Annotated in this window: 16 protein-coding genes; 2 read left to right on the top strand and 14 right to left on the bottom strand. The window is 68.4% G+C overall.

Going from position 1 to position 21,290, the window contains the following annotated elements:
- Positions 1-227 precede the first annotated feature (227 nt).
- The 5 genes from VGV60_13910 to VGV60_13890 all read right to left on the bottom strand — a co-directional run bounded on the left by VGV60_13910 (position 228) and on the right by VGV60_13890 (position 10,436).
- Positions 228-4,853, bottom strand: a complete 4,626-nt coding sequence (locus tag VGV60_13910; protein ID HEV8702365.1) for an FG-GAP-like repeat-containing protein — start codon at positions 4,851-4,853, stop codon at positions 228-230.
- Positions 4,854-4,982: 129 nt separating this feature from the next.
- Positions 4,983-6,233 (bottom strand): MFS transporter, encoded by a 1,251-nt coding sequence (locus VGV60_13905; GenBank protein ID HEV8702364.1) that lies wholly within the window; start codon positions 6,231-6,233, stop codon positions 4,983-4,985.
- Between the two features lie 122 nt (positions 6,234-6,355).
- A complete protein-coding gene (locus tag VGV60_13900) occupies positions 6,356-7,777 on the bottom strand; it encodes a phosphoribosylglycinamide synthetase C domain-containing protein (protein HEV8702363.1) in 1,422 nt (473 codons plus the stop codon).
- A gap of 46 nt (positions 7,778-7,823) precedes the next feature.
- A complete protein-coding gene (locus VGV60_13895; protein HEV8702362.1) occupies positions 7,824-9,029 on the bottom strand; it encodes an MFS transporter in 1,206 nt (401 codons plus the stop codon).
- A gap of 84 nt (positions 9,030-9,113) precedes the next feature.
- Positions 9,114-10,436 (bottom strand): aspartate aminotransferase family protein, encoded by a 1,323-nt coding sequence (locus VGV60_13890; GenBank protein HEV8702361.1) that lies wholly within the window; start codon positions 10,434-10,436, stop codon positions 9,114-9,116.
- 76 nt (positions 10,437-10,512) lie between these two features.
- On the opposite strand from VGV60_13890, the gene VGV60_13885 reads away from it, so the two are divergent.
- A complete protein-coding gene (locus VGV60_13885; GenBank protein HEV8702360.1) occupies positions 10,513-11,022 on the top strand; it encodes a nuclear transport factor 2 family protein in 510 nt (169 codons plus the stop codon).
- 731 nt (positions 11,023-11,753) lie between these two features.
- Here VGV60_13885 and VGV60_13880 read toward each other — a convergent pair.
- Both VGV60_13880 and VGV60_13875 read right to left on the bottom strand, forming a co-directional pair.
- Positions 11,754-12,191, bottom strand: a complete 438-nt coding sequence (locus VGV60_13880; protein HEV8702359.1) for a hypothetical protein — start codon at positions 12,189-12,191, stop codon at positions 11,754-11,756.
- A gap of 44 nt (positions 12,192-12,235) precedes the next feature.
- A complete protein-coding gene (locus VGV60_13875; protein HEV8702358.1) occupies positions 12,236-12,676 on the bottom strand; it encodes a hypothetical protein in 441 nt (146 codons plus the stop codon).
- A 36-nt stretch (positions 12,677-12,712) separates the two neighbouring features.
- Here VGV60_13875 and VGV60_13870 point away from each other — a divergent pair, with 36 nt between their 5' ends.
- Entirely contained in the window at positions 12,713-13,204 is a 492-nt protein-coding gene (locus tag VGV60_13870; GenBank protein HEV8702357.1) for a tetratricopeptide repeat protein, read from the top strand.
- 3 nt (positions 13,205-13,207) lie between these two features.
- On the opposite strand, the gene VGV60_13865 is transcribed toward VGV60_13870, so the two are convergent.
- The 7 genes from VGV60_13865 to VGV60_13835 all read right to left on the bottom strand — a co-directional run.
- Positions 13,208-14,272 (bottom strand): cytochrome c peroxidase, encoded by a 1,065-nt coding sequence (locus tag VGV60_13865; GenBank protein HEV8702356.1) that lies wholly within the window; start codon positions 14,270-14,272, stop codon positions 13,208-13,210.
- A 77-nt stretch (positions 14,273-14,349) separates the two neighbouring features.
- Positions 14,350-16,407 carry a molybdopterin-dependent oxidoreductase gene (locus tag VGV60_13860; protein ID HEV8702355.1) on the bottom strand — a complete coding sequence of 686 codons (2,058 nt, stop codon included), beginning with the start codon at positions 16,405-16,407 and terminating at the stop codon, positions 14,350-14,352.
- Positions 16,408-16,474: 67 nt separating this feature from the next.
- Positions 16,475-18,541 carry a prolyl oligopeptidase family serine peptidase gene (locus VGV60_13855; protein HEV8702354.1) on the bottom strand — a complete coding sequence of 689 codons (2,067 nt, stop codon included), beginning with the start codon at positions 18,539-18,541 and terminating at the stop codon, positions 16,475-16,477.
- A gap of 135 nt (positions 18,542-18,676) precedes the next feature.
- Entirely contained in the window at positions 18,677-19,561 is an 885-nt protein-coding gene (locus tag VGV60_13850; protein HEV8702353.1) for a DNA-binding domain-containing protein, read from the bottom strand.
- Entirely contained in the window at positions 19,558-20,415 is an 858-nt protein-coding gene (locus tag VGV60_13845; protein HEV8702352.1) for a DUF692 domain-containing protein, read from the bottom strand. The genes VGV60_13850 and VGV60_13845 overlap by 4 nt, the downstream gene beginning before the upstream one ends.
- A 100-nt stretch (positions 20,416-20,515) precedes the next feature.
- Entirely contained in the window at positions 20,516-20,812 is a 297-nt protein-coding gene (locus VGV60_13840) for a hypothetical protein (GenBank protein ID HEV8702351.1), read from the bottom strand.
- A gap of 183 nt (positions 20,813-20,995) precedes the next feature.
- Positions 20,996-21,290: hypothetical protein (locus VGV60_13835; GenBank protein HEV8702350.1), on the bottom strand; the 295-nt coding region annotated here is incomplete at its 5' end.

Raw genomic sequence — 21,290 nt, 5'->3', positions numbered from 1 at the left:
CGAAGGGTACGGAGGATCGTGCCGAACGGTGGAACAAATTCATTCGTGGCTCCCGCCCAACCAAGATGATCATCCAGATACAATCAGAGCGCGCCGCTGTCAACGAGGATCTGGAGTTTCCTTCGTCTTTTCGGGGCTTCTTCGCACAGGGTGGAACACGAACCGACCGGTCGGACGGCTGCGCATGAGCGCAGCCCTGCGGTTCGCTCGGCCCTCGGTGGATCAGCCTACCGGCGCCGTGGGTCGGCCCCCGATCCGATCGAAAGGCTGTCCTCGCCGGGGCAGCCCCCGGAGCACGACGCCGGCTCGCTCGGCAGCGGCACAGACTCGGTGCCGTAGCCGCTCGACCCGTGACCATCGCGGTACTGGACGAGATAGAAGAAGGCCTTGCCGCGATCAGGCGTCGCGACGGCGACGCTGCCGGTCGACCCGGAGATCTCCGCCCACGAGGTCGCCGTCGTCAGCCGCGCCAGGACGCGCACCGCGCCGAGCGTGATCCGTCCGCCGTCCACCTCGAGGCTCCCGACGTCTCCCGAGATCAGGTCGTACCCCAGCGCCCCTGCCACCGCGTTCCAGTAGAGGCGGGCCGTCTCCTGAGTCGCGGCCGGCTCGACGCCGACCTGCAGCGGCTCGGGCCCCTCCCCCAGGTCGTGCGGCACCCTGACGATCGCCAGCGCCGATCTCGAGTTCCCCGCGGCATCCGTGGCCGTGAAGGTGATGTCGTAGGTCCGGCCCGATCCGCTCCCCGATCGCTCGGCGCGCAGGAGGATCTCGGCGTCCGGCGTCCCCGCCTCCGCCCCGGCGATGTCCCCCGTGGTCCTGCCGTCTCCATCCCCGGGCGCGTCGTCCGGCTCGCTCGCGGTCACCGACACGAGGCGTGCCGTGGCCGACGGGTCGCAGCGGTCGCTCACCTGCCAGGCCGGGCGCACGGAGACGAGCCGGTGGTTCGGCGGCCACAGGACGTCGATGTCGACCGCCAGCGTGAGCGTCGGCGGAAGGCTGTCGCGCACCAGGACGACCGTCTGCGCCGTGCCGACCGCCCCTTCCGAATCGGTGACCCTCAGTCCAATCGAGTGGGCCCCGAGCGCCAGGACGAGACTCAGCGTGGGGCCGGTCCCGAGCGCAATCTCGGACGGCAGGCCGGGGTCCTCGACCCATTGATAGGTGGAGATGCCCCCCGCACCAGCCGGGAGATCGGGGTCGGTCGACCCGGTGCCGTCGAGTAAGATCGTGGATCCGGCCGGCCCGTCGCACTCGACCAGGGCCGGCGCCGCAATCGCGGCCACCGGCGGAGCGTTCGGGGACGGGAACACCATGCGCGATTCCGCCTGGAACAGGAATTCCGTTTCCGCCGAAACCGGCACCGTCGTGCCGTCCGTGACAGTGACGGCAAGCCGGTAGCGGGTCCCCGGGACGAGAGTGGAGATATCGACGGCCGCGGGCAACCCCGGCCCGAAGGGGACCAGGAGGATCGGCTCGGGGTCCTCCACGGCGAAACGGACGCTGTCCTCATCGAGCTCGAGCACGGTCAGGTCGAACCCGCCCGTCGCCGCGCTCGATGTGCGAAGGCAGACCGAGAGTGGAAGCGGTAGATCGGCAATGAAGAGGATCGGGGTGAACACCCCGGGCTGGCTGCACCTCCCGAGGCCGAGGAGGAAGTCTCCGAAGCCGTCGCCGCACTGGAGAGCGGCATCCAGGTCGAAGAGGATCGGCGAGCCCACGGAGCGGAACAGGTAGCCGATGCCCCGGCCCGGAACGCCGTCCGGGAGGAATCCGGACGCGCAGGCGGCGTCGAGCCCTTGGTCCTCGATCCGGATCTCCTTCGGTGTCGCGAGGATCTCGATCCGGCCGCCCAGCGGGTCCCCCTGCGGATCCGAGACGCGCAGGTCGACCTCGAGCGTCTCGCCTCCGTCCTCGCGGACGCCCGCGAGAACGAGGGTCGGCTGGCAGGCGTCGCCGGAGCCATCCCGGTTGCCGTCCGCCTGGTCCGGATTGGCCGTGGCGGGACAGTTGTCGATTCCGCAGGTGTCGAGGGGGCGGCCGGGATCGCCGACGCCGTCGCCGTCCCGGTCGGTGCAGGCGTCGCAGAGATCCCCCAGCCCGTCGCCGTCGGCGTCCTCCTGCGCGGGATTGGCCGCGGCCGGACAGTTGTCCGGGGCGCAGAGGCTCGCCGGGAACCCCGGGTCGCCGAAGCCGTCCAGGTCGCGGTCGGTGCAGGCATCACAGGTGTCCCCCGTTCCGTCGTGGTCGGCGTCCGCCTGCGAAGGGTTGAACGCCAGCGGGCAGTCGTCGCAGGCGTCGCCCGGCCCGTCGCCATCCGAATCGGTCTGCGACGGGTTCGCCGCCTGCGGACAGTTGTCGGTCGGGCAGGTGTTCCCCGGGTATCCCGGATCGCCGGCGCCGTCGCCGTCCCGATCGACGCAGGAATCGCAGGCGTCCCCGATCCCGTCCCGATCGGAATCTTCCTGGTACGGATCGGGCACGCCCGGGCAGCCGTCGCACGCGTCCCCCACGCCGTCCTGGTCGGCGTCTTCCTGGCCGGGGTTGGGAGCCGTGGGACAATTGTCATCCCTGTCCTCCAGTCCGTCTTGATCCCGGTCGATCGGAGTGCGATTGAGCAGGACGACGATCGAGTTGCCGACCTGCGCCACGATGTCCGGCGCGCCGTCGCCGTTCAAATCGGCGGCGGCGACGTCCTCGGGCACCTCCTTGATCAGGAAGCGCGCCGCAGGAGCGAAGGTGCCGTCCCCGTGCCCCATCAGGACGGACGCATCCCCCGTCGACTCGGAGGCGACCAGGTCGAGACGGCCGTCCAGGTCGAAATCGGCGGTGGCGAGGTAGATGGGGGCGCCGGGGGTCGGCACATGCGGGGTGGTCGCGAAGCTCCCGTCCCCGAGGCCGAGGAAGATCGACACATCTCCTGGCGAGCCGCCCCCGCCGAGGCCGCCGCGATTGTTCGCGGCGAGATCGTCATGTCCGTCGGCATTGAAATCGCCCGCGACCACCTCGAACACCCCTTCGCCGGATTCCAGAACGGGACCCGGATCGAAATGGCCGTCACCGCGTCCGAGGAGGATGTAGACCTTGCCGTCGACACCGTCGACCTGGGATTCCTCGCTGGTGATCGCCAGGTCGCCCCGTCCATCGCGGTTGAAATCGGCGATCACCGACATCGTCGGGAAGGGGACGGCATTGGTCCGCACCTCGGGGAAGAACGACCCGTCCCCCCTCCCCAGGAGGACCGAGACGTCCCTCGGGAGGCGGGGCGGGAAGTTCCGTCCCTGATTCACGGTCACGATATCGGGAATGCCGTTGCCGTCCAGGTCCCCCACGGACAGCTGGCTCGGATTGAAGCCTATGGCGTAGCGCCTCTCCGGAAAGTGGCCGCCGTCCCCGCGTCCCAGCAGCAGCGAGATCTCGCTGGTGTCCCAGTTCCCGACCGCCAGATCGACCGCCCCGTCGAGATTGAAGTCCGCCGCGCGCAGGGGCGCGCGGACCGGTCCCGTCGCGATGTGGATCTCCGGGCCGAACGTCCCGTCGCCGCGGCCGTCGAGGACGGAGAGATCGCCGTACAAATCGTAGGTTGGGCTCCCGTTCGACACGATGAGGTCCTGGCGGCCGTCCCCATTGAAATCGGTCAGGGCGGTCTCCCAGTGACCCAGGGACTCGAGCGGGCGGGCGGGAACTCCGAACGTGCCGTTCCCGTTCCCTGCCAGGAGAGCCACGGCATCCGCGGAGGCCCGGCACACCACCAGGTCGGTCCGGCCATCGCCGCCGAGATCGCCCGGCGCCAGGCAGGTGGGGCCGTTCCCGGCCAGCGAGACCACCCTGAGGCCGAACGTCCCGTTGCCGTTTCCCGGGAAGAAGGAGATCCTGTCCGGCGTCCTTCCCGCGACCAGGACATCGGTGTAGAGGTCGTGATCGAAGTCGCCGATCGCCAGGTCGGTGGTCGATCCCCCCGTCGGGAGGCTGCTCTCGACGAACGTCCCGCCGCCCCGGTTCAGGAAGATCCTGGCGAAGCTCCCTCCCCCGATGGCGGCCACGTCGGGCAGCCCATCGCGGTCGAGATCCCCAACGGCCGCCAGGCGGGCGACGTCGGACGGCGCCCCGACACGCGCCTCCGCGTCGAACGAGCCGTCGCCGCGGCCCCGCAGGAGCGCCAGAGGTCCCTGGACACCGGCCCCGTCCGGCGTGCTGTTCGCGACCAGAAGGTCCTGGTGCCCGTCCGCGTCGAAATCGGCCGTCACGATCGCCAGCGGCTCGTGCCCGGCGCGATACCGCGTCTCGGCGCCGAACGTGCCGTCGCCGTGGCCGGGCAGGAACGACACCGCTCCCCCCTCCTCGGGGCACCCGGGTCCCGCCGCGTAGCACCCGTCGAGGATCGTCAGATCCGGATGTCCGTCTTCGTTGAAGTCGGCGACCGCGACCGCCCGCTGGAACAATCCCGCGGGCAGCACGACTTCCGCAGCGAACGTGCCGTCGCCGTTCCCGAGCAGCAGGGAGACCTCCGGCGGGTGGCTCCCGTCCTCCGGGTCGCTGACGATCAGAAGGTCGGGCCGCGCGTCGTGGTTGAGGTCGGCCGCCGTGAGGGACAGGGCGCCCGGCAGCGCGGGGAAGATCCGTGGCGGGCCCACGGTCCCGTCTCCCCGCCCGAGGAAGACCGTGACTCCCGCGTCGCTGAAGCTCGCCGCCGCCAGGTCGAGGTGCCCGTCCAAGTCGAAATCCGCCACCACCGCGTCCGAGGGGACCGGCACCGTCAGGACGGGGTCCGGGAAGACCGGCTGCGCTACGACGGGCATCCAGGCCCAGGCCGACAGGAGGATCCCCGTGAGCACCGGATGGCGCGAGTGCATGTTCTCCCCCCGGACGGACTGGAGCAGACAGGCGTTCGTGCGCACGACTACGGGACGTTCAGTGCAAGGTGCAGCGGGAATATACCCCGGTTCGGCGGGGGGTCAAGACCTATGAGGGGGACGCGGGATCTAGCGCGCGGCCGGCGAGAGGGACCGGTCGGGAACCGCGTCCGCGGGCTCTTCGGCCCCTTCCGGCCGCCGCCGCCCGTTCGGGCCGATCCAGCGGTACACCCACGGCAGGAGCGCATAGGCCGGCACCGCCAGCAGGAAGGTCAGGAAGAAGAACGTCGGGTAGCCCCAGATGTCGGCGACCCGGCCGCCGATGGGGGCGAGGAGGGGACGCGGAAGGGCGTACAGGGCGGTCAATAGAGCGTACTGGGTGGCGGCCTGGCGCTTGTCGCAGATGCGCATCAGGAACGACAGGAACGCGGCGGTGGCGAGCCCGCCGCCGAACGACTCGGCCATCGAGACCGCGTAGAGATACGGGCGCCCGAGGCTGAACTGGGCGACCGCCGCGTAGCCGAGGTTCGGCAGGGCCTGGCTGATGCCGAGGAACCACAGCCCGTGGAAGATGCCGAAGCGGGAGGTGAACAGGCCGCCCAGGATGGCGCCGAAGATTCCGAGGGCCATGCCGGCGTTCGTCGAGATGGTGCCGATCTCGGCCGGGGTCATGCCGCGGTCGATCCAGAACGGCTTGATCATCGGGCCGACCGCGACGAAGTCCATCCGGTAGAGCAGGACGAAGGCGAAGATGGCGACCGATCCGGGGCGGCTGAGGAACGCCAGGAATCCTTTGGCCCACTCGCGCGGGGGCTGGTGGACGACCTCGACGGTCGGCGCCATGAGCGCCGCGATCGCCATGACCACGAAGGCGAGCGCCAGACCGAGGAAGACCCAGGTCCAGCCGAGGGGGGCGACCAGGTACATGGTGACGCCGCCGCACAGGAGCACGCCGACGCGGTACACCCCGGCGCGGATGCTGTTGATCGCCCCCTCTTCCCCCTTGGCCGCGATGCCGACGGCGAAGGCGTCGATGGCGACGTCCTGCGTGGCGGAGGAAACCGTGAAGGCGATCAGGAGCATCCACAGGATGAGGTCGGGGTTCGACGGATCGAGGAGCGGCACGCTGAACATGGCGACCGCCATGGCGAGGCAGCAGATGGTGACCCAGGTGCGGCGCTCGCCGAAGCGATCCAGGAGCGGGGCCCACAGCACCTTGATCGTCCACGGCAGGGTGAGCGCGCCCATCATGCCGATCTCGCGCAGCGACACGCCGTTCTGGCGGAAGTAGACCGGCAGGACGTCGAGGACGACGCCGAACGGCATCCCCTGGGCGAAGTAGAAGACCGAGATCCACAGCAGCTTCTTGCGAAGAGTCATCCGCTCCTCACGGCCGGCCAGAAGGCGCGATTTCAATATGGTGACCGGCCGACGGAAGTCAAGGGTGCTACTAATAATGATACGGGGGCCCGGCCGGCAAGCCCAGCGTCAGGAGCGTGTCCTCAGGAGAGGTATCCCCAGGTCTGCAGGAGGTCGCCTTCACGGATCCATCGCTCGCCGATGTCGGTGCGGTAGAACATGTTGGGGATCATGATGTTCTTCACCCGGTTGTAGGCCTCGCGGCGGGCATCGTCCATCGTCGATCCCGATCCGGTGACCACGATGGCGTAGCCGGAGTTTCCGGCCAGGCGCCAGTCGCCGTCGACGAGGCGCACGTCGCCCGGGTGCAGGCCCTCGGCCATCGGCTTCTTGAACAGGACGACGGCGTCCTCCGAGAACTTGCGGAAGGCGTCGGGGTCGATGAACGGGAAGGGCGGCACGGCGATGACGACGCAGATCTGGAAGCCGCGGCTGGTGCGCAGGTTGAACGGCTCGCCGCGCGCCACGGCGGGAAGGAAATCGCCCCATTTGGACAGGACGCCCTCGATCTGCAGATTGATGGTCGGGTAGCCGAAGCGGCAGGTCAGCTCGAGCGGGTAGATGCCGCGCGAGTTCACGATGCAGTTGATGTCGATGTAGCCGGCGTAGCCGGCCGCGGCCAGGCGGTCCTTCATCTTGGCCAGCGTCTGGTTGAACAGCTGGCTGGAGCCGAACCAGAAGCCGGCGGTCCCCATCTCGCCGGTCTGCGGGCCGATCTCGTCGTTGAACATCCGCTTGTGCTCGAAGTTGATGAACACCGGCATGATGAAGTCGGTGCCGTTGAAGAAGGCGCCGACCGCCACCTCGACCCCGTTGGCGAACTTCTGCAGCTGGAACACCTTGATCTTCGAGGCCCAGCCCTTCTTGTAATGCTCGAGCATCGACAGGACGTCGAGGCCGTCCTCCTCCTGGCCGACGAACGACAGCACCTTCTCGTTCTGGGCGCGGCCGCTCGGCTTCACGACGTAGCGGCCGGGGTTCTCCTTGACGAAGGCGATGGCGTCGTCGAAGGAGGTGAATTCCCAGCGCGGCAGGGTCGTCATGCCGGACGCCTTCATCTCCTCCTGGCCGAAGTCGCGGTCCATCTCCAGCCGGTCGGTGTAGGAGTTGCCCCCGATGACCGCCTTCCCCTCCTTGCGCAGCTTCTCGACCAGGGAGCCGAACTCGCAGTCGTCGAACACGATGACGTCGGCCCAGTCCTTGTAGTCCTCCCAGCGATCGACCTTCTCGACGAACCCGTCGCCGACATCGCGGTCGGCCTTCGACATGATGTGGTACTTCACCTCGAAGCCTTCCTTCTGGATCTGCCAGGCAAGATCGTGGATGAGGGCGAACTTCGAGATGAAGAGGAAGCGGGTGGGAGGCTTCGGCGCCTCTTTGGGTGCCTCCTTCGGCGCCTCTTTCGCCTCGGGGGCCGTGACGTCCTTCGGCGTCTCGACCGCGACGGACGTCTCCGCGGTCTTCTCGCCATCGTTCTTCCGGTTGTTGTCCTTCACGCTCGCCATCTTACGCCGACCAAGTTAGCGTCCGGGAGCGATCTTGGCAAGAATTTCAGGCCGATTCGATCCGGGCGCGCAGGCGGAAGAGGCAGACGATGGCGGCGATCATGACGGCGGTGAGCGCGGCGAAGAGGAGCGCATAGCCGCCGTGCGGCATCAGGGCTCCACCGGCGAGCGGACCGAGGAAGAAGCCGAGGGAGAAGGCGTAGCTGTGGGATCCCGTGGCGTACACGCGCTCGTCCCGGTCCATGCCGCGGTTCAGGAGGGCGACGGCGGGGACGTAGATCAGGACCTCCACCAGGCCGGACAGGAAGAACACGACCCAGAGAGGGAGAGCCCCGACCATCGGCAGGAAGAGGGCGCAGAGCGCCGCGGAGTAGAGCAGCCCGCCGAGGATGAGCCGGGTGTCCCCGATGCGGTCGGCGATCTGGCCGGTCACGCGGGGCAGGATGATGCTCGGCAGGCCGGCGATGGCGAACAGGAAGCCGATGCCGATCCGCTTGACGTGGAGATCGTCCGCGAGCAGCGGCATGAACGCCTCGAAGGCGCCGTAGAAGAACGACAGGGCGAAGGTCGCCACCGCCGACCCCAGGACGGCGGGATACTTGAGAATGCGGAGGATCCCCGCGAGGCTCGTGCGCACGCCGGGGCGGCCGGTCTCGGGCAGCGCGACGAAGCCGACGAGCAGGGCCACGCCCGACAGGACGGCGTACGCCAGGAACGGAAACCGGACGCTGCCGACGCCGCCGAGAGCGGGGCCGACGACGAACCCGAGCGACCAGGATCCGGTGATCCATGCGAGCGACCGTCCCATCGAGGCGTCGGGCGTGAGGTCCGCCGCGATCGTCAGGGCCCCGACCCAGATGGCGCTGGCCCCGAGCCCCTGCGCGAAGCGCGCGACCACCAGCCAGAGGTACGTCGGCGCCACCACGAAGCCGAGCGACGCCACGGTGAGGCAGCCGAGCCCGATCAGGACGAGGACCCGGCGGCCGTAGCGGCTGGCGAGCGTGCTGAACGGGATGCCGACGAGGAGCCCGACGGCGGCATAGAGCCCGACCAGGAAGCCGATCTGCGCCTCGCCCGCGCCGGCGGTGCGCGCCAGGAACGGCAGCGTCGGCGCGACCATGCCGTAGCCGACCGCCTCGACGAACATGGTGAGGGCCAGCGCGATCGCCGACGCCGCCCCGCCGAGGACCGGGACGCCGGCCGGCGCCGCGATGGCGGGAGGAGGCGATCCCGGCTCGCTCGCCACGGGCATCCTGCCGTCCAAAGACATGGAGTCCCCCGTGAACGCTCAGGAGCCTGTCCGAGTATGGGGCCGGCTCCTGGGATGTTGTCGGATTTACGCCTGGGGCAGCTCGGCGAACGACGCGTCGAGAGCGGCGACGAGCTCGTCGATCTGGGCCTCGCTCACCGTCAGGGGGGGCGCGAGGCGCAGGACGTTCCCCCACAGCCCCCCTTTGCCGACGAGAACGCCGCGGCGGCGTGTCCCCTCGAGGACGAGGGCCGTGGACCTCGGATCGGGCGACTTGTCTCCCTTGACGAGCTCGCACGCCTGCATCAGCCCCAGCCCCCGCACGTCGCCGATGACCGGGTAGCGGCGCTGCAGCCCGCGCAGCCCCGCCTGCAGCCGCTCCCCCAGGACGCGCGCGTTGTCGGCGAGCTTCTGCTTCTGGATCACGCGCAGCGTGGCGAGGGCCGCCGCCGACGTCACCGGGTTGCCGCCAAAGGTCGAGAAGGACAGGGGCTTGAGCGACGAGGCGATCGCGTCGGTCGTGGCGGTGCAGCCGATCGGCGACCCGTTCGCCATCCCCTTGGCGAAGGTCATCACGTCCGGCACGACGCCGTAATGCTCGATGCCGAACATCGTCCCGGTCCGCCCCCAGCCGGTCTGCACCTCGTCGGCGATGAACAGGCCGCCGGCGCGGCGCACGATGTCGGCGACGATCTGGAAGTATTCCTTCGGCGGCACGATGAACCCGCCCGAGCCGATGATCACCTCGGCCAGGATCCCGGCGACCCGCCCCGAGGTGGCCGTCTGGATGACTTCCTCGACGTCCCGGGCGCAGGCGACCTCGCACGACGGGTAGGTCAGCTTCAGCGGGCAGCGGTAGCAGTACGGGGCCACGGCGTGCACGAACCCCGGCGTCGGATTGCCGGCCTGCTTCCACGGCGCCTGCCCCGACGCGGCCATCGCCATCATCGACCGGCCGGAGTAGCCGTAGCGCAGGACGATCACGTCCTGGAGGCCGGTGTGGACGCGCGCCAGGAGGACCGCCGTCTCGTCCGCCTCGGTCCCCGAGTTGGTCAGGAACACCCGGTCGAGGTCCCCCGGGAGGATCCGCGCCAGCGCCTCCGCCAGGTCGGACAGCGGCGGGTTGGCGTAGAGCGTCGACGTGTGCACCAGGGTCTGCACCTGGCGCACGATCGCGTCCGTCACCTCGGGATGGCAGTGGCCCACGCTGACCGTGAGCACGCCGCCGAAGCAGTCGAGGTATTTCCGTCCGGCGTCGTCCCAGACGTGCATCCCCTCGCCGCGCACCAGCGTCAGCGGCTGCTCGTAGTAGGTCGTGGCGCAGGGGAACAGATAGCGGCGGTGTTTCTCGGCCGCGCTCGCGGCCACCGCTCCCGCCGCGGGCTTGATCCCGGTTTCACGATCCGGCATGAGTCCCTCGTGGCGGCCATTCTATCAAAGCGGCCGCCATGCTAGCATCCCAGCCCATACTGGAGGAGGACAGTCGATGCGCGAACAGTCGAATCCCGACGGCATCATGCCTCGCCGCAAGGCGGGAGTGGTTTCTTGCACCCTGGCGCTGGCCGGCCTGCTCTCTCTGGCCGCCGCCGCGACCGGCGGGCGCGGCGCGGTGCTCGCCGAGGTGCGCGATTTCACCGATCGGTTCAACGCCGCCTACCAATCGAACGACATGAAGGCCTACTGGCCCTTCTACGCCGACGACATGACGCAGTACTGGGAGGAGGGGCGCCTCGACATCAAGGAGTACAAGGAATACTGGGCCAAGCAGCTCGCGGACGGCACCAAGATCCTCGAGGTGAAGACCGCCGACCCCGTCTTCCACATCTCCCCGGAGAACGACGCCGCCGTGGCCGCCTACCGGATCTACACGAAGATGCTGCGCCCCGACGGCACGACCACCGCCAGCTGGCACCAGGAGACCGACGTCCTCTTCAAGCGCGACGGCCGCTGGCAGGTCGTGCACCTGCACGACTCGCCGGCGCCGGTGGAGAAGTGATGCTCTTCCAGCCACTCTTCAGCGCCGAGCCCCCGGCGGCTCGCCGGAGCGCGTGCCGGAGTCAGCGCCGGCTGGCGATGGGCGGAAGTGTGAAGACGCCCGCTGCGTTCCGGTTGCGACGGCCGTTACGGATGCACGGCATTCGTTGTCGCGAGGATCCGAGGTATCGTCCCTCATTCCCTTTGTAGTCGGGGTCCGCTTCACAACCGTACTTCAAATGGTACAACGGCCGCCGACCTCACACGTGGCTCCGGGGCGCGACCCCTGACGAGGTCTAGCATCGCCGCCGGCCAATGGTCCGCGCGCCCCGCTTCGAGCCACGACTGCGGTGGCCAAGGTCATCACCTTGTGCTTCGCCGATGACTGTCATCCGCGGTCAGCCTGGCGTCACACTCACAATCAAGATCCACTTCCTCGGTGACACCGGATTCTCGGATTCTCCCCATCGTCACACTCCGGCGCGCGATGTAGCCCTCCCTGCTTAACCGGCGCCCCCAAAGGGTCTCCCAGGCGTGCCCGTCTCTTCCGACGTCAGGACCGCCCACCATTTTGAGTCCCGTCAAGCTCCTCGCCCGCCCGGCCGTACAAACCACACCCCCAATTGCCGCCACCCATCCCTCATGAGAGCTGACGGCAACGTGGCGAAAAGCCCCACCAACTCTCGGTGGACCACTACACCAGATGCCAATCGATGGTCGATCAGTCGCCCACTTCCGCAGCAGGGATAGCGGTTATTTAGGCTCCAGCTTTGATTTAGGGTCGCAAGTCAACACCTCTGGGGCGTTAACCTCCACCTCACCGGGCAAACGTAGGCGCACGAAGGGTGCCTCTAAGCTGTCACAGTTGCACGAAGCATCGCACTCCGCTGGCAATAGGCTGTACCGGAAGATCGTCTCAAATGTCGCCGGCCGGTGTTGCTCGAACTCCCAAGTCTTGACATTATCGATCGCCACCCGCGCCAACATCGGTTGTCCGTCCACAACATCTATTGATGACGCTCGTCTTCCGTCCGTCACAATGCGCAATTGAATGACCCCTTCAATATGAGCCTTTTGGGGCACTTCAGGATAGAAGGGCACTTGAGCGCTGGTGACTTGAGGCAACCGCTTCCTTTTCTCCGTCGCCAACATTGTCGATACGAGCGCCAGGACAACAAGGCTCACGGTCATGATACCTCGTGTCGATAACTCCCACCCTTGTGTTCTGTCAGTTCTCATGGCGCAATTTCCTTAAGCTTGACGTCTCCTATGTTCCCTTGCTTGTCATAAAAATAAGCTCTGCGACTGTAAGCTCCCACGACCATATTGATGATGGGTGAGGGTTGAGCGACGTCGATATCGTGTTGCGACGGGAACTGGTCGAAGTGTTCCTTGCTGTCGCCCTCTGGATGAACGTATACCATACCTTCGATGGACCTCAACTGCTTCTGTATGCTTGGATCGGCTGGAGTAAAGTCTGTCTCTGCAACGTCGGATCCTGGGGGAGAGTAGGGCCCGGGAACGCAGATGGAAACCACCACTTTCTCCGAAGCGTCTCTGCCCCACACCAAGGTCTCTTCGTGGTGCCTACCCTTCGTATCTTTTCCGGAGGGCGAATTGCTCGCTTTGACCAAGCCCGGAATGGCCTTTCTCACCTCTGGCGGCACTCGAGCCATCTGGTCCGCCAGGCTTCGTCGCGCGCCTATGGGGTCTTGGGCCCGCGCATCAACATCGAGACTCTGCAGCAGGGGGCCAGCATCACCGACGAGCAGTACATCCGCGAGCAGCGAATCCCCGAGAAGTCCATTCGCCGCGGAGTGTTCATGCGCAACCTGACGTCGGACGAGTTCCTGGCGCAGGTTCACAACAATCTCGGGGTTGTCCACTCGGAGAGAAAGAACTTCGAGAAGGCGGCCATCGAGTACGGACGGGCGCTCGACCTGGACCCGCGGCTGCCGGCGGCTTGGTACAACTACGGCAACGATCTGCTTCGAGCCGGCGAGTGCCGCCGAGCCGCCCGGTTCTTCTCGAAATCGCTCCGCCTCTACCCGACCGATGTGTGGGCGCTCAACAACCGCGGGCTGGCGTACCTCAAGCTGGGTAGGCGCAAGAGGGCGCTGCAGGACTTCCAGGAGGCACTCACGTTCGAGCCCGGGTTCGAGCAGGCGAGGAAGAATCTCGAGGGAATGCACTCACGGCGCTAGAGTTCACGGCAGCGTCGGCTTCTCGATCCCGCGCACGTCGCCGCTGAGCGACTCGAGGAAGGCGACCAGGTCGGCCCGGTCCTGGTCGGTCAGGTTCAGCGGCTTGATCTCCTTGGACAGCCACTGGTTCTTGAATCCGCCCCGGTCGTAGAACCTCACCACGTCCAGGAGCGTCGCCTCGCTGCCGTCGTGCATGTAGGGGCCGCTCTGGGTGACGTTGCGCAGCGTCGGGGTCTTGAAGGCCCCCTTGTCGAACTCCTTCTTGGTCACGCCGAAGCGGCCCCAGTCGGGATTCGGCTTCTCCATGCCGACGCCGAGGTTGTGGTACGACTCGTCGGTGAAGTTGAATCCGGCGTGGCAGGTGACGCAGTTGGCCTTCTGGGCGTCGTTGAACAGCGTCATGCCGCGCACCGCCGATTCGCTCAGCATGGACTTCTCGCCCGCCTGATAGCGATCGAACGGGGAGTTGCCGGCGAGGACCGTGCGCTCGTACGTTGCGATCGCCTGCGCGACGCGGCCCTCCGTGATGTCGGGTGTGGAGAAGGCGGCCTGGAACGCCGGAGCGTACCCGGCGAGGGCCTTGAGATTCGAGATCATCTCGGGGAGCGTGTGTCCCATCTCGATCGGGTTCTGGATCGGGCCGAGCGCCTGCGCTTCGAGGTCGGCGGCGCGGCCGTCCCAGAACTGCTCCTGGCTGAACAACCGGTTGATGACGGTCGGCGCGTTGCGCGAGCCGGCCTGGCGCCCGATGCCCAGCGACGTGGGGCGGGCGTCGGAGAATCCCCTGTCGGGGTCGTGGCAGGTGGCGCACGACACGGTTCCGTCCTTGCTCAGGCGGGCGTCGAAATAGAGCTTCCGGCCCAGGTCGATCTTGGCCTCGGAGATCGGGTTGTTCTCGGGGACGTAGGCGGCCGCGGCCTGCAGGCCGAGCGGCAGGGTCGTCGTGTACTCGCCCGAGGTGAAGCTCTCTCCCTGCGGTACGGGGGGCTTCGCGGGTTCCTTCGGAGTCCTGGAGCAGCCGATCGCCAGAAGCGCCGCCAGCGTCCCGACCTTCCACCCGAGTTTCATGCCAGGCCCTCCTTTCCGATCCCGCCGGCCTCGACGGGGCCGCGCGGCGATGAAGGGGCGGAGCATAGCACGGGCCTTCAGGCGGGGCCGACCTCGATGCGGGCGTCGTTGAAGCAGGCCCCGCCGGACACGGCGGACACGTCGTCGGGCACCAGGGCGGTGCCGACGCGTCCGTTCAGCGTGTGCCGGTTCCAGATCCCCTTCGGCAGGAAGACGACGCCCGGCCGCACGTCGGGATTGATCCGCAGGCGGACGCGCACCTCTCCCAGGGGATTGTGCGCGCGGACCGCCTGGCCGTCGGCGAGGCGGCGGGCGGCGGCGTCCTGCGGGTGCATCTCGAGCCTGACGTCCCGGTGGTTGAACTCGCCGAGCGTCGAGGAGATGGTCTTGTCGGTCGCGGGCGAGATGAGCGCCAGCGGGTAGCGCTCGCTTCCGGGATCGTCGCGGACCACGTACGGATCCTCCCCCAGGGCCGCCGGCCAGAGGTCGGCCTTCCGCCCGGGCGTTCGCGGGAAGGCGGTCTTGAACTGGATCGGCAGCGGCCCGGGAAAGTCGAACGGCAGGAAGCGATCGCGTCGCAGCGCCGCGAGCCTCTCGGCGCCGGTCGCGGCGGCCGGTTCCCCGTCGGACCCGCCGGCCTGCGTCTTGAGCGGCCCGCCGGTCTCCCTGAGCGGCCCGCCGATGGCCGCCAGCGCCTCGCGCAGGAGCGCGTCGCCGACCGGCCGCCGGCCGTCGACCCCCAGGCGATCCAGGATCAGGCCGAAGACCTCCTCGTTGGGCCTCGCCTCGCCGACCGGCTCGATGAGGGGGTCCCCCAGCATCACGCCGTAGGTGCCGTACGACGTCGACAGCTCGGTGTGCTCGAGGAAGGTCGTGGCCGGCAGCAGGATGTCGGCGTAGAGCGCGGTGTCGGTGGTCACCTGGTCGAACACCACCGTGAACAGGTCGTCGCGCAGCAGGCCCTGGCGGATGCGGTTCTGATCGGGGACCGTGACCAGCGGGTTGCAGTTGTAGACGAACAGCGCCTTGACCGGCGGGCGGGTCTCTTCCAGGAGGACGCGCCCGAGCCGGTTCATGTTGATGATGCGCGTCTTCGCCTCGGGCACGCCGGCGAGGCGATCGTCGTCGACCTGGTAGGCCGGGGAGGATGTCAGGGCGTAACCTCCGCCCGGCCGGCCGAACTTCCCCGCGATCGCAGGCAGGGCGAGAACGGCGGCGACCGCCGGCTCGCCGTTGCGATTGCGCTCGAGCCCCCAGCCGCAGCGGATCAGCGCCGGGTCTGCCGCGGCGTAGGCCTCGGCGATCGTCGCGATGTCCCGCGCCTCGACGCGCGCCACGGAGGCGGCCCGTTCGAGCGTCCAGGCGCGCGCCCGTTCGAGGAGCTTCTCCCATCCGGTCGTGTGCCTCTCCAGGAACGTCCGATCGACCGCGCCGATCCTCTCCAGGTGGCCGATCATCGCCAGGGCGACGGCGCCGTCGGTCCCCGGGAAGACCGGCAGGTGCAGGTCGACGTACTGGCCCGACATCGTCAGGCGCGGATCGATCAGGGCGACCCGGCCGCCCGCCTCGCGGGCCGCCTTCAGGTACGGCATGAGATGGATGTTGCTGTGTTTCGGGTTGGCGCCCCAGATGATGATGAAGCGGGATTTCGCGAAGTCCGTGAAGTCGACGCTCGCCATCTTGCCGTACAGGGCGTCGGAGGCGGCCGCGGTCGGCGCGGCGCACACGGTGCGCGCCAGGCGCGACGCGCCGATCGAGCGGAACAGCCGCTCGTCGGACATCCCCTGGGTCAGGAGGCCGTTCGACCCGCCGTAGAAGAACGGCAGGATCGCCTCGCCGCCGTGCTCCTTCAGGATGGCCTTGAAGGTCGAGGCGATGGCGGCCGTCGCCTCGTCCCACGAGACGCGCTCGAAGCGCCCCTCCCCTTTCGCCCCCACGCGGCGCATCGGGTAGAGCAGGCGGTCCTTGCCGTAGACGCGCTGCGGAAAGTCGCGCACCTTGGCGCAGATGAAGCCGTCGGTGAGCGGGTTGACGCGGCTGCCGGTGATCGCGGCCACGCGACCGTTCTCGAGTGTCACCTCGAGGCTGCAGCGGTCGGGGCAGTCGAGCGGGCAGACGGAATGATGGGCCGACATGCCCGAAATCTTAGCACAGCGCCCGCTTCGGGCCGGTCAGGGGCGGTCCGAGTCTTGGGACAGGCTCCTAGCGGGCGGCGGGGGCGGGCTCCTGCCGGGCGGCCGCCCCTTCGAGCCCGAGCTGCCACATGAGGAACGACCAGGTGTCGGTCGCCTCGTCGATCTGCTTGGTCAAAGGCTTGCCGATGCCGTGCCCGGCCTTGGTCTCGGTGCGCAGCAGGATCGGGCGGCCGGAGGAGGTCGACTTCTGAAGGAGCGCCGCCATCTTCCGGGCGTGCATCGGGTCCACGCGACTGTCGCTCTCGGCGGTCGTCAGAAGGACGGCCGGGTAGGCGGTCTTCTCCCTGACCCTGTGGTACGGCGAGTAGGCGTACAGGAAGCGGAACTGCGCCGCGTCCTCGGCCGACCCGTACTCCGGGACCCAGAGCTTGGCGATCTGGAAGTTGTGGTAGCGCACCATGTCGAGGAGCGGCACGGCGCACACCACGGCCCTGAACAGCTCCGGCTTCTGGGTCAGCGCGGCGCCGACCAGGAGCCCGCCGTTGCTGCCGCCATAGATTCCCAGCCGGTCCGCCCCGGTGTACTTCTTCGCGATCAACCACTGGGCCGCGGCCAGGTAGTCGTCGAAGACATTCTGCTTGCGATCGAGCATGCCGGCCCGGTGCCACTCCTCGCCGTACTCGCCGCCGCCGCGCAGGTTGGCCACCGCGTACACGCCGCCGCGCTCGAGCCACAGGACGAGGGCGCGCGAGAAGGACGGCGTCATGCTGATGTTGAAGCCGCCGTAGCCATACAGGACCACGGCGTTCCGGCCGTCCCGGCGGAGCCCCTTGCGGTGCACCAGGAACATCGAGATCTTCGTGCCGTCCTTCGACGGGTAGAAGACCTGCTCGACCTCGAAGGCCTTCAGGTCGAGATCCGCCTTCACCCCTTCCCACGGGGTCGCGGCGCCGGTCTTGAGATCGATTCGGAAGACCGACGGCGGCACGGTGAAGGAATCGAATTCGAAGAACGCCTCCTCGCCGTTGTGCTGCGCCCCCACCCCTTCGATCGATCCGAGGGTCGGCAGCGCGATGTCCTTGAGCTTCTTGCCGTCGGCCGCGCCGTGCACGGCCAGGCGCGACGAGGCGTCCTTGAGATAGAGCGCCACGATCCGTCCCGAGGCGTAGTGCGCCTCCGACAGGACCGCGTCGCTTTCCGGGATCAGGAGCCGCCAGTTCTCGCGCTGCGGCCGCTTCGGGTCGACGGCGAACAGGCGGTAGCGCGGCGCCTCCCAGTTCGTCAGGAGATAGAGCGTGCCCTCCACGACCTCCCCCTGGAAGAGGGCGTCGATCCCCTCGGCCACCGGGACGATGGGCGAGCCCTCCTGCCTCAGGTCCTTGACGTACAGGTCCGATCGCGACCAGCCCTCGAGCACCCAGAGCGTCATCCAGGCGCCGTCCGGCGAGACGTTCAGCTCGATGATCTCCTCCGGCCGCCGCGTCTCGCCGAAGACCTTGGGGTCTTTCGTCCAGTCGCTCCCGAGGCGGTGGAAGAAGACGTGGCGGTTGTAGTTCTCCTGGCCGGGCGGCACCTCGCCGGCCGCCGGATAGCGGGTGTAGTAGAAGCCGCTGTTGTCGGGTAGCCACCCCAGGGCGCAGTAGCGCGTGTTCGGGATGACGTCGCCCAGCTCCCTGCCCGTCGCCACCTCGATGATGCGCAGGGTGCTCTTCTCGTCGCCGCTCGTCGACACCCCGTAGGCCAGGAGCCTGCCGTCCTCGGTCGGGTACCACCAGTCGATCGCCGCGGTCCCGTCGGCGCTCAGCCCGTTCGGATCGAGGAGGACGCGGTCCTTTCCCTTCACGCTGTCCCGGACGTAGAGAATCGGCTGGTTCTGGCTCCCTTCGCGGCGCGTGTAGAAGTAGCGGCCGCTTCGGGGCACGGGGGAGGTCAGCGTGCCGATCGACAGGAGGCTGGTCAGGCGGTTGCGCACGGCTTCGCGTCCCGGCCGGGCGTCGAGAAACGAGCGTGTGTAGGCGTTCTGCGCCTCGACCCAGAGGCGCACCTCCTCGCCCCGGCCGTCCTCCAGCCAGCGGTACGGATCGGCGACCCGGGTCCCGTGGATTTCGTCGACGATGTCCTCGGCGCGGGTCACGGGAGCCTCAGCCTTTCCCGCGGCCCATGCGGCCGCCGGCAGAAGGGACAGCGCCACCATCGTCGTCCACAATCGGCAGACCATCCCTCCACGCTCGCGACACGGCGCGGCCTCCGCGGAATTCATCGGGTCACCTCAAAGGGAAGAGCCCGGCCCGATTTCGGCCAGGATGCCGTCCTCGATCCACGCCTGAATCGTCCTTCCGGCTCTCTCGGTGGCCTGCGCGGCGCTGCGGCCGGCCGCGAGCACCTGGCAGATCCGCCCGAGCGTTTCCCCCTGGAGGGCCAGCTCCAGGGCATGCGCCTCCTCCTCGTCGAGGCCGGCATGGTACACGACCAGGTCCTTGCGCCAGACGCGGGCCGCGGTCCTCCTGCGGACCGGGTGAGGGAGAGTGATGCGGCCTGAGGCGGCTGCGTCCGTCCCGGCCCCGGCTTCGTCCAGGGCGCGCCAGTAGCGCACGACGTCGTGATCGAAGCGCAGGAGCGCGAAGGCGGGGATGAACCGGAAGCGCGCTTCGCCGGCGCTCTCCTGCGGCAGACGCGCGAGCGCCGAGCGCGACAGCGGCGGCGCGTCGGCGGCGTCGAAGAGATCGGCGCGGGTCCATTCGAGGCGGGCCAGGTCGGCCAGGAATGGGAAGCCGGCTGCGGGTTCGTGATTCTTGATGAACTCCGGGAGCCTGCGGCCGAGGTGCCGCAGCGACGGGTGCTCGGACGGATGGCGCAGGACGTAGTCTGTCACCAGGTTATGGAAGCGCTCCGGCCCGAGGGCGGCGCGCACCTTGGGAAAATCCTCCGCCAGGCAGTCCAGCAGCCGGAAGAAATACATGTTGGCATAGATGTCGAGGCGCTCGATCGCCGGCAGGCCCTCGTCCCCCGCGAACAGGGCGTCGACCGATGCCCGGTCGATGGAGCCGCGGCCGGACGGATCGTCGATCACGGCGCGCACCCCTTCCGGCGCGGTGATCAGGGCCCAGAAGAGCTCCTGCGTCGCCTTGAGATCGAGCGGCCCGTCCGCCTTCACGCCATCCCCCGTCCCGTCTTCACGGGCTCCGGCCGAAGGGCCTCTTCCTGGATCGCCCTGGCGCGCGCCGATTCCTGCTCGAGCCGCTCGAACTCCGGGATCTTGTCGTCCCATTCGACCAGCGTCGCCACGGGGCCGAACCGGCGCACCGCGTCCCGGTACAGGTCCCACACCTCGTCGATCACCGGATGGTCGTGCGTGTCGAGCAGGAAGGTCCCCTTGTTCGAATGACCGGCGAGATGAAACTGCCGGATCGCCCCCTTCGGGACCCCCTGGAGGTAGGCGCGCGGGTCGAAGCGGTGGTTCTTCGAGCTCACATAGATGTTGTTGATGTCCAGGAGGATCCCGCAGCCGGACCGCCGGGCGACCTCCGCCAGGAACTCCCATTCGGGCATCGCCGAGTGGGCATAGGCGACGTAGCTCGAGACGTTCTCGAGAACGATCGGGCGGCCGAGCCGCTCCTGCACGCGCAGCACGCGCCCGACCACGTGATCGAGCGCCTGCACGGTGTACGGCAGGGGGAGGAGGTCGTGCGCCTGACGGCCCCCGATGCCCGTCCAGCAGAGATGGTCGGAGACCCACGCCGGCTCGAACCGCTTCGCCAGCGCGTCGAGCCTGTCCAGGTACGCCTCGTCGAGGGGATCGGCGCTGCCGATCGAGAGCGAGACGCCGTGCAGGACGATCGGATAGCGCTCGCGCACCCGCGTCAGGACGTCGAGCGGCCGGCCGCCTTCCACCATGAAGTTTTCGGAGATGGCCTCGAACCAGTCGACGCGTGTCGGGCCCTCGAGGATGCGGTCGAAATGATCGCGCCTCAGGCCGACGCCGTGACCCAGTGAATCCGGATGGCCCATGGGATGGTGGGTAGGGACCGGGGGCCCCGGGCCGTCACACGGCCCGGGAGCGCCCCCGGACTGTCTGAAACCGGCCTGCGCGGCAGGCCGGCGTCCTGAACTACCCCTTGCTCTCGGGCTTCTCTTCCTTGACGACCGTGCCGCCCTTGTCCGTGCACTCCTTCTCGCTCTTCACCTTGACCCAGCCCTTGCCCTTGCACTCGTTCTTGCCGGCGCAGGCGTGGCTGCCGTCGGCGGCACCGCACTCTCCGTGTCCCTTGCAGGAATTGGCGCCGGCGCACTTCACGCTCTTGCCGGCGTCCTTCTTCCCCTCTTCCCCTGCGAACTGGTAGCCACCCGCGAGCATGCCAACGACGGACGCGGCTACGACGAAACCCAGGGCCTTCTTGGCGTTCATTCGTCTGACCTCCATGCTGAGATGCCCACACCTCCGCCGGACCACCATGATGCGACGGGAGGGTTCGAGAGTATACACAAGGGTCCGGGGGCTGACAAACCCGCGGCACGAATCGATGCATAGTGGTGCTCAGAGTGTGGAAAGAGGTGGGAGCCGTGTGACGGCGCCGCGCGATGGGCGGCGTCAGTAAGCGCGTAAGAGTGCGTGACGCTGCTCGTTCGGCAGGGAAGGACAGACCAGCTTCCTGCGGTAGTGCTCCATCACCTCCTGACCTGCCTGGACACGAGCGGGATGCAGCCGTTCCGCCAGCACCTGTGGCCAGCCCCAGGGCCGGTTGGTGAGCCGGAGCCGCATCGCCGTGGTGCCGTCTCTGGGATGGCGCTCCGAGCGGGCCTGCACCAGGTTGCGCCACACCACGAACAGGGCGAGTCGCTCGACCAGGCCGTTGTAGCTGCGGCCGAAGGCGATGGTCTCGCGC

It is taken from the genome of Candidatus Polarisedimenticolia bacterium, assembly GCA_036001465.1.
Taxonomy (GTDB): Bacteria; Acidobacteriota; Polarisedimenticolia; order Gp22-AA2; family Gp22-AA2; genus Gp22-AA3.
This window is presented reverse-complemented; position numbering and strand designations above follow the sequence as displayed.

What these genes read in the sequence shown, in the direction of transcription:
- VGV60_13880 (HEV8702359.1), bottom strand. Translation starts at nt 12,191, where the DNA reads ATGACCGTGAGCCTTGTTGTCCTGGCGCTCGTATCGACAATGTTGGCG.
- VGV60_13900 (HEV8702363.1), bottom strand. Translation starts at nt 7,777, where the DNA reads ATGGCGAGCGTGAAGGACAACAACCGGAAGAACGATGGCGAGAAGACC.
- VGV60_13845 (HEV8702352.1), bottom strand. Translation starts at nt 20,415, where the DNA reads ATGGGCCATCCGGATTCACTGGGTCACGGCGTCGGCCTGAGGCGCGAT.
- VGV60_13860 (HEV8702355.1), bottom strand. Translation starts at nt 16,407, where the DNA reads ATGTCGGCCCATCATTCCGTCTGCCCGCTCGACTGCCCCGACCGCTGC.
- VGV60_13840 (HEV8702351.1), bottom strand. Translation starts at nt 20,812, where the DNA reads ATGAACGCCAAGAAGGCCCTGGGTTTCGTCGTAGCCGCGTCCGTCGTT.
- VGV60_13905 (HEV8702364.1), bottom strand. Translation starts at nt 6,233, where the DNA reads ATGACTCTTCGCAAGAAGCTGCTGTGGATCTCGGTCTTCTACTTCGCC.
- VGV60_13885 (HEV8702360.1), top strand. Translation starts at nt 10,513, where the DNA reads ATGCGCGAACAGTCGAATCCCGACGGCATCATGCCTCGCCGCAAGGCG.
- VGV60_13910 (HEV8702365.1), bottom strand. Translation starts at nt 4,853, where the DNA reads ATGCACTCGCGCCATCCGGTGCTCACGGGGATCCTCCTGTCGGCCTGG.
- VGV60_13890 (HEV8702361.1), bottom strand. Translation starts at nt 10,436, where the DNA reads ATGCCGGATCGTGAAACCGGGATCAAGCCCGCGGCGGGAGCGGTGGCC.
- VGV60_13875 (HEV8702358.1), bottom strand. Translation starts at nt 12,676, where the DNA reads ATGGCTCGAGTGCCGCCAGAGGTGAGAAAGGCCATTCCGGGCTTGGTC.
- VGV60_13895 (HEV8702362.1), bottom strand. Translation starts at nt 9,029, where the DNA reads ATGCCCGTGGCGAGCGAGCCGGGATCGCCTCCTCCCGCCATCGCGGCG.
- VGV60_13865 (HEV8702356.1), bottom strand. Translation starts at nt 14,272, where the DNA reads ATGAAACTCGGGTGGAAGGTCGGGACGCTGGCGGCGCTTCTGGCGATC.